The sequence below is a fragment of the Streptomyces sp. CBMA29 genome (assembly GCF_014596445.1).
Taxonomy (GTDB): Bacteria; Actinomycetota; Actinomycetes; order Streptomycetales; family Streptomycetaceae; genus Actinacidiphila.
On sequence record NZ_MECL01000252.1, the window covers coordinates 60,303 to 67,094 of the forward strand.

The following is a 6,792-nucleotide window of genomic DNA, read 5'->3' on the forward strand; positions in this document are numbered from 1 at the left end:
AACTCGGCGTGCCGCCCGTCGCAGCCGCGGGCCTACGGGCTGTACCCGAAAAGCAACGCCCCGCGCAGCCGCGGGCACACGGGCCGCGCCCAGAAAAAAGGGGGTGCCCCCTCCGCCCGGTGAGGGGGCGAAAGGGGGCACCCCCTTTGGGCGGAAGCGAGCCGCAGGCTAGGCGTCGCTGCTGACCGACCAGAGGTTGACCCCCTCCGGCTCCACCGCGTGCGCGTCGATGGAGGAGAGCTCCTCGGCGGTGAGGGGGGCGGCGCCGACGGCGGCGACGTTGGCCTCCAGTTGGGCGACGGAGGAGGCGCCGATGAGGGCGGAGGTGACGCGGGGGTCGCGCAGGACCCAGGACAGGGCGAGCTGGGCGAGCGACTGGCCGCGGGCGGCGGCGATGTCGTTGAGGGCGCGCAGCCGGCCGATGGTCTCGTCGTTGACGAGGCCGGGGTTGAGGGACTTGCCCTGGGCGGCCCGCGACCCCTCGGGGATGCCGCCGAGGTAACGGTCGGTCAGCAGCCCCTGGGCGAGCGGCACGAAGCCGATGCAGCCCATGCCCTCCTCCTCCAGGACGTCCAGCAGACCCTCGTCCTCGATCCACCGGTTGATCATGGAGTACGAGGGCTGGTGGATCAGCGCGGGCACCCCCAGCTCGCGCAGGATGCGCGCGGCCTCGCGCGTACGGTCGGGACCGTACGAGGAGATGCCGACGTAGAGGGCCTTGCCCTGCTGGACGGCGGTCGCCAGCGCGCCCATCGTCTCCTCGAGGGGTGTGTCGGGGTCGAAGCGGTGGGAGTAGAAGATGTCGACGTGGTCCAGGCCCATGCGGGACAGGGACTGGTCGAGGGAGGACAGCAGGTATTTGCGGGAGCCCCATTCCCCGTACGGTCCCGGCCACATGTCGTAGCCCGCCTTGGTGGAGATGACCAGCTCGTCGCGGTAGGGCCGGAAGTCCTGGGCGAAGAGGGTGCCGAAGTTGGCCTCGGCGGCGCCGAACGGCGGGCCGTAGTTGTTGGCGAGGTCGAAGTGCGTGACGCCGAGGTCGAACGCGCGCCGCAGGATGGCCCGCTGGGAGTCCAGGGTGCGGTCGTCGCCGAAGTTGTGCCACAGGCCCAGGGAGACGGCGGGGAGCTTGAGGCCGCTGCGGCCGGTCCTGCGGTACTCCATCGAGTCGTAGCGCTCGTCGCGGGCGCGGTAAAGGGAACGAATATTCACGGCCTCTGCTTATCACGCGGTGGTGTCGGCCCCGCCTCCCCGGTTCGTCCGGGAGCCCCTGTGCGCAGTAGTGTGGCCGCCGGGCGACAAGCCCAGGAGGGGCTGGTGTGCGATGAATCTGCGCGACCTGGTGTACGGGCTGTACTCCCGCAGGGTGGAACACCGGCTGGACGTGGCGCAGGGCCCCAAGCACATCGGCGTGATCCTGGACGGCAACCGGCGCTGGGCCAAGGCGTCCGGCGGCAGCCCCGAGCAGGGGCACAGGGCCGGGGCCGACAAGATCTCCGAGATGCTCGGCTGGTGCGAGGAGACCGGGGTCGAGATCGTCACGCTGTGGATGCTGTCCACCGACAATCTGGACCGCCCCGCCGACCAGTTGGTGCCGCTGCTGGGCATCATCGAGGACACGGTACGCGGGCTGGCCGCGTCCGGCCGCTGGCGCGTGCACCACGTGGGCACGATGGACCTGCTGCCCGCGCACACCCAGTCGGTGCTCAAGGAGGCCGAGCAGGAGACGCACGCGCTCGGCGGCCTGCTGGTGAACGTGGCGGTGGGCTACGGCGGCCGGCAGGAGATCGCCGACGCCGTACGGTCGCTGCTGCACGAGCACGCGGGGCGCGGCACCACCATCGAGGACCTGGCCGAGATCCTGGACGTCGAGCACATCTCGGAGCACCTCTACACGCGCGGCCAGCCCGACCCGGATCTGGTGATCCGCACCTCGGGGGAGCAGCGGCTGTCCGGCTTCATGCTCTGGCAGAGCGCTCACTCGGAGTACTACTTCTGCGAGGTCTTCTGGCCCGCCTTCCGCAAGGTGGACTTCCTGCGGGCGCTGCGCGACTACGCGGCCAGGCACCGGCGCTACGGCACCTGACGATTCCGTACCGGCGCCGCCGGTACGGGGGGCGTGCGCGGCGGGCCCGGCGTGGGCCGTACGGGCGGCTTAGGGGCGGCCTGAATCCGGCGCCGCGAGGGCTCGACAAGGGCGTGCGGAGGCCGGTTTCTCCCGCGTAATGGCCGGTGAGCGGTCGGTGACCGGGCGATGACCGTCGGATGACTGTCATATGCATTCGCATGGGCAAGGGTCTTCCAGGGCATATCACTGGGAGACCGGCATCCGGCCCATGGCTGCCGGTACCGCAGTTCGACCTCTCCCGAGGGGGTTCGTCCACACGTGGTGACCAGCAAGAATCGCCGTGACAACGACCGGCGCACGTACGTACTCGACACCAGCGTGCTGCTCGCAGACCCCAATGCCATCGCCCGCTTCGACGAGCACGAGGTTGTGCTGCCGGTCGTCGTGGTGACGGAGTTGGAAGCCAAGCGCCACCACCCGGAACTCGGCTACTTCGCCCGCCAGGCGTTGCGGCTGCTGGATGAGTTCCGGATCCGCTACGGCCGTCTGGACGCACCGATTCCGATCGGTGACGTCGGTGGCACGCTGCGTGTCGAGCTCAACCACTCGGATCCCGGGGTGCTCCCCGCCGGATTCCGGCTCGGTGACAACGACTCGCGCATTCTGGCGGTCGCCCGCAATCTGCAGGCCGAGGGGTACGACGTCACCGTCGTCTCCAAGGACCTGCCGCTGCGGGTGAAGGCGTCCTCCGTCGGCCTGCTGGCCGAGGAGTACCGGGCCGAGCTGGCGATCACCTCGGGCTGGACGGGAATGGAGGAACTGCTGGTCGGGGCGGACGAGGTGGACACCCTCTTCGCGGAGGAGTCCATCGCGCTGCCCGAGGCGGCCGATCTGCCGGTGCACACCGGCCTGGTGCTCCAGTCCGAGCGCGGCAAGGCGCTGGGCCGGGTCACCGAGGACGGCCGGGTGCGGCTGGTGCGCGGCGACCGCGAGGCGTTCGGCATCCACGGCCGCAGCGCGGAACAGCGGATCGCGCTCGATCTGCTGCTCGACCCCGAGGTCGGCATCGTGTCGATGGGCGGGCGCGCCGGTACCGGCAAGTCGGCCCTGGCCCTGTGCGCGGGCCTCGAAGCCGTCCTGGAGCGCCGTCAGCACCGCAAGGTGATGGTCTTCAGGCCGCTGTACGCGGTCGGCGGCCAGGAGCTGGGCTATCTGCCCGGCAGCGAGGCGGAGAAGATGAGCCCCTGGGCTCAGGCCGTCTTCGACACGCTGTCGGCCGTGACGTCCAAGGAGGTCATCGAGGAGGTCGTGGCCCGCGGCATGCTGGAAGTGCTGCCGCTGACCCACATCAGGGGCCGTTCGCTGCATGACGCCTTCGTGATCGTCGACGAGGCCCAGTCGCTGGAGCGGAACGTCCTGCTGACCGTCCTGTCGCGGATCGGCGCCGGATCGCGGGTGGTCCTCACCCACGACGTGGCGCAGCGCGACAACCTCCGGGTGGGCCGTTACGACGGCGTCGTGGCGGTGGTGGAGAAGCTGAAGGGCCATCCGCTGTTCGCCCACATCACCCTCAACCGCTCCGAGCGGTCGCCGATCGCCGCTCTCGTCACCGAGATGCTGGAGGACGGCGGGGCCTGACCGGGGCGCGGGCCCCCGGAAGACGGGGGCCTGAAGTGTCCGGATTTACTGAGTGATAGCGTGAGTTGAGGCTGCTGCGCCCGGCGTGAAGGGCGCAGCAGCCTAGCGCTGTACGGGGCCCGCCGCTCGGATTTACCTTCCTTGGCAGCATGTGAGCTTTGCCACTCAACCGGAAATTGCCGCGCGGCGTCCGCGTACGGCAGGGTGTGGGGCTGTCAGGCCCCGCTTATGGCACTCCTACACCTTCAGGGGCGTAGGAAGAGCAGCTCCACACAAATCCACATCGACCGCCATGAGCCGCCCGAGCACCACGCGGGACTCCTCCGGGAGTTCGCACCGGGCCAGTGCCCCCGTGACCGACCGGCCCGTATGGACGGACCGGCAGGAAGGGGACCGTGCCAGGGGCACGATTTCGTCCGTGAGGTCACCCATCGGGCGATGCTGGAAGGAAACCGTGTGAGCCGGATCTCGGTCCGGGGACTCGCGGTGGCTTCGGCCACCGCCGTCACCACTGTGGGCGCCGTCGTAGGCGTCGCGTCGGGCGCCGACCAAGGCTCTTCCGAGCCTGTCGAAGCAGCCGGCACGACGACCCTCCTTGCGGACATTCCCGCTGGGCAGCAGATTCAGCAGGCTTCGCTGACCGAGCAGGTCCAGGCGCAGTCGGACGCCGCCGATGCCACGGCCCGGCAGTCCGCGGAGCAGACCGCTCGTGTTCAGGCGGCCAAGGACGCCGCGTCCAAGAAGAAGGCGGCGGACGAGGCGGCGGCCAAGGAGAAGAAGCGCAAGGAGGACGAAGCCGCGAACAAGGCGGGCGGCGACTCCAGCGCGAATTTCCCGATCAAGGCGTCGTACACGGTCGCGCAGGTCAAGGCGATGGCGCAGCAGATCGTCGGCGCCGACCAGTTCGCCTGTTTCTCCAACATCGTGACCCGCGAGAGCGGCTGGAACTACACGGCGACCAACCCGTCCTCCGGGGCGTACGGCCTGGTGCAGTCCAACCCCGGTACGAAGATGGCCTCGGTCGCCTCGGACTGGCGGACCAATCCGGCCACGCAGATAAAGTGGGGCCTCAACTACATGAACAGCCGGTACGGCAGCCCCTGCGGCGCCTGGTCGTTCTGGCAGAGCCACCACTCCTACTGAGCCGACGGCGATCAGCCGCCAGGCGCCAGTGAGCAACGCTTTTCCGCAAGCCCCCGAGCCCTCAGGGCCGGGGGCTTGTGCGTGTCCCGGAACGGGGTAGGCGAGGGGAGGATGCGGGAGGCAACCCTCCTCGCGAATAACATCGTCATTCTCAGCAGTTCCACAGATGGTCGACGGGGTCAGGGGAGAGCAATGCCGGACAAGCGCCACTGGAGCGCCGTACTGGCCTCCGGGCTGGCCGAAATCGCCGGACGGATCGACGAACGCCAGGCGGCGGTGAACGCGAGCCGCGGCGTCGGCGCCGCGATCGAGGACCCGCCCCGCGACGCCTCGGGCGTCGCTCCCGCGACCGACCCCTCCGTCGGTACGGCCGGGGAGGCCGACACGCCCGACGCGGTCGCCGGGCCGGGCGGCGCGAAGCGTACGGCGCGGGCCGCCGCTTCCGGTGCGGGAGGCGGGGCCGTCACGCCCCCGCCCGTCGTCGTCGTGCCCGCGCCGCGCGCGCCGCAGCCCGATCCGGTGTCGGCCGTGCCGTGGAGCATGCGCGTCGGCGCCGAGGTCGGCTGGCGGCTGCTGGTGCTCGCGGGCACCGTCTGGGTGCTGATGCGGGTGATCGGCGCCGTACAGCTCGTGGTGCTGGCCTTCACCGCCGGTCTGCTGATCACCGCGCTGCTCCAGCCGTTCGTCGCCCGCCTCAAGCGGCGCGGTGTGCCGCGCGGGGTGGCCACGGCCATGGTCTTCGTCGGCGGCTTCGTCATGATGGGCCTGGTCGGCTGGTTCGTGGTCTGGCAGGTCATGGACAACCTCAGCAATCTGTCGAGCAGCCTCCAGGACGGCGTCAACGAGGTGAAGAAGTGGCTGCTCAACAGCCCCTTCCACGTCACCGACGACCAGATCAACCAGGTCGCCAAGAACCTCCAGGAAGCGATCGGCTCCAACACCAAGGCGCTGACCGACGCCGGGCTCCAGTCCCTCACCGTCATCGTCGAACTGCTCACCGGCATACTGCTGGCGATGTTCAGCACGCTGTTCCTGCTCTACGACGGCCCGAACATCTGGAACTGGTTCCTCAAGCTCTTCCCCGAGGACGCCAGGGACGGGCTCGCGGGAGCCGGGCCGCGCGCCTGGCGCACCCTCACCCTGTATGTGCGCGGCACGGTGATAGTGGCCCTCATCGACGCCATCTTCATCGGCGTCGGCATCTTCTTCCTCGGCGTCCCGATGGCCGTGCCGCTGGCCGTCGTCATCTTCGTGTCGTCCTTCGTGCCGCTGGTCGGCGCCGTCGCCTCCGGCTTCGTCGCGGTCGTCGTGGCCCTGGTCACCCAGGGGCCGTTCACCGCGCTGATGGTGCTGGTCGTCGTGCTCGCCGTCCAGCAGATCGAGGGGCACATCCTCCAGCCGTTCATCCTCGGCCGCGCCGTCCGCGTCCACCCGCTGGCCGTCGTCCTGTCCGTCGCCGCCGGTTCGATGATCGCGGGCATCGGCGGCGCCGTCGTCGCCGTGCCGCTGGTCGCGGTCGGCAACACGGTGGTCGGCTACCTCAGGGCCCACGCCAAGGAGCGGGCGGCAGCCGCGGCCGGTCCGCACGGCGCGACGGCCTACGAGATCGCCCCGGTCACCCCCCGCCAGCCCCCGGCGGACCCGGAGGCCCCCGCCTCCGGCGGCCCGACACCGGACGGCCCCGGCCCCGACGGCCCCGGTCCCGAGGGCTCAGGTCCCGAGGGTCCCGGCCCGAACGCTCCCGGCCCGGACGACCGGGACCCCTCCCACGAGGACGACCACACCCACGAGGGCGCGTCCGCCTAGCCCGCGCCCCGCCGTACCCCCCCGAGCCCTCGCGTCCCCCCCCCCCCCCCCCCCCCCCCCCCCCCCCCCCCCCCCCCCCCCCCCCCCCCCCCCCCCCCCCGCCCCCCCCCCCCCCCCCCCCCCCCCCCCCCGCCCCC

The 6,792-nt window shown here is 71.0% G+C and carries 5 protein-coding genes; 4 read left to right on the plus strand and 1 reads right to left on the minus strand.

Going from position 1 to position 6,792, the window contains the following annotated elements:
- Positions 1-168: 168 nt before the first annotated feature.
- Positions 169-1,212 (minus strand): L-glyceraldehyde 3-phosphate reductase, encoded by a 1,044-nt coding sequence (gene mgrA / locus BGM09_RS34325; protein ID WP_188285652.1) that lies wholly within the window; start codon positions 1,210-1,212, stop codon positions 169-171.
- A 112-nt stretch (positions 1,213-1,324) separates the two neighbouring features.
- On the opposite strand from mgrA, the gene BGM09_RS34330 reads away from it, so the two are divergent.
- From BGM09_RS34330 to BGM09_RS34345, 4 genes are all read left to right on the plus strand, one after another.
- The gene (locus BGM09_RS34330) at positions 1,325-2,086 is read left to right on the plus strand and encodes an isoprenyl transferase (RefSeq protein ID WP_188285653.1); all 762 of its coding nucleotides are present in this window, start codon (positions 1,325-1,327) and stop codon (positions 2,084-2,086) included.
- 300 nt (positions 2,087-2,386) lie between these two features.
- Positions 2,387-3,706 carry a PhoH family protein gene (locus BGM09_RS34335; RefSeq protein ID WP_188285654.1) on the plus strand — a complete coding sequence of 440 codons (1,320 nt, stop codon included), beginning with the start codon at positions 2,387-2,389 and terminating at the stop codon, positions 3,704-3,706.
- Between the two features lie 456 nt (positions 3,707-4,162).
- On the plus strand, positions 4,163-4,849 hold the full coding sequence (locus BGM09_RS34340) for a transglycosylase SLT domain-containing protein (protein ID WP_317453003.1): 687 nt from the start codon (positions 4,163-4,165) through the stop codon (positions 4,847-4,849).
- Positions 4,850-5,041: 192 nt separating this feature from the next.
- On the plus strand, positions 5,042-6,655 hold the full coding sequence (locus BGM09_RS34345; RefSeq protein WP_188285656.1) for an AI-2E family transporter: 1,614 nt from the start codon (positions 5,042-5,044) through the stop codon (positions 6,653-6,655).
- The last annotated feature ends 137 nt before the right edge of the window (positions 6,656-6,792 follow it).

Excerpts from the sequence above, each read along its gene's own strand:
- BGM09_RS34330 (WP_188285653.1), top strand. The coding sequence starts at position 1,325 with ATGAATCTGCGCGACCTGGTGTACGGGCTGTACTCCCGCAGGGTGGAA.
- BGM09_RS34345 (WP_188285656.1), top strand. The coding sequence starts at position 5,042 with ATGCCGGACAAGCGCCACTGGAGCGCCGTACTGGCCTCCGGGCTGGCC.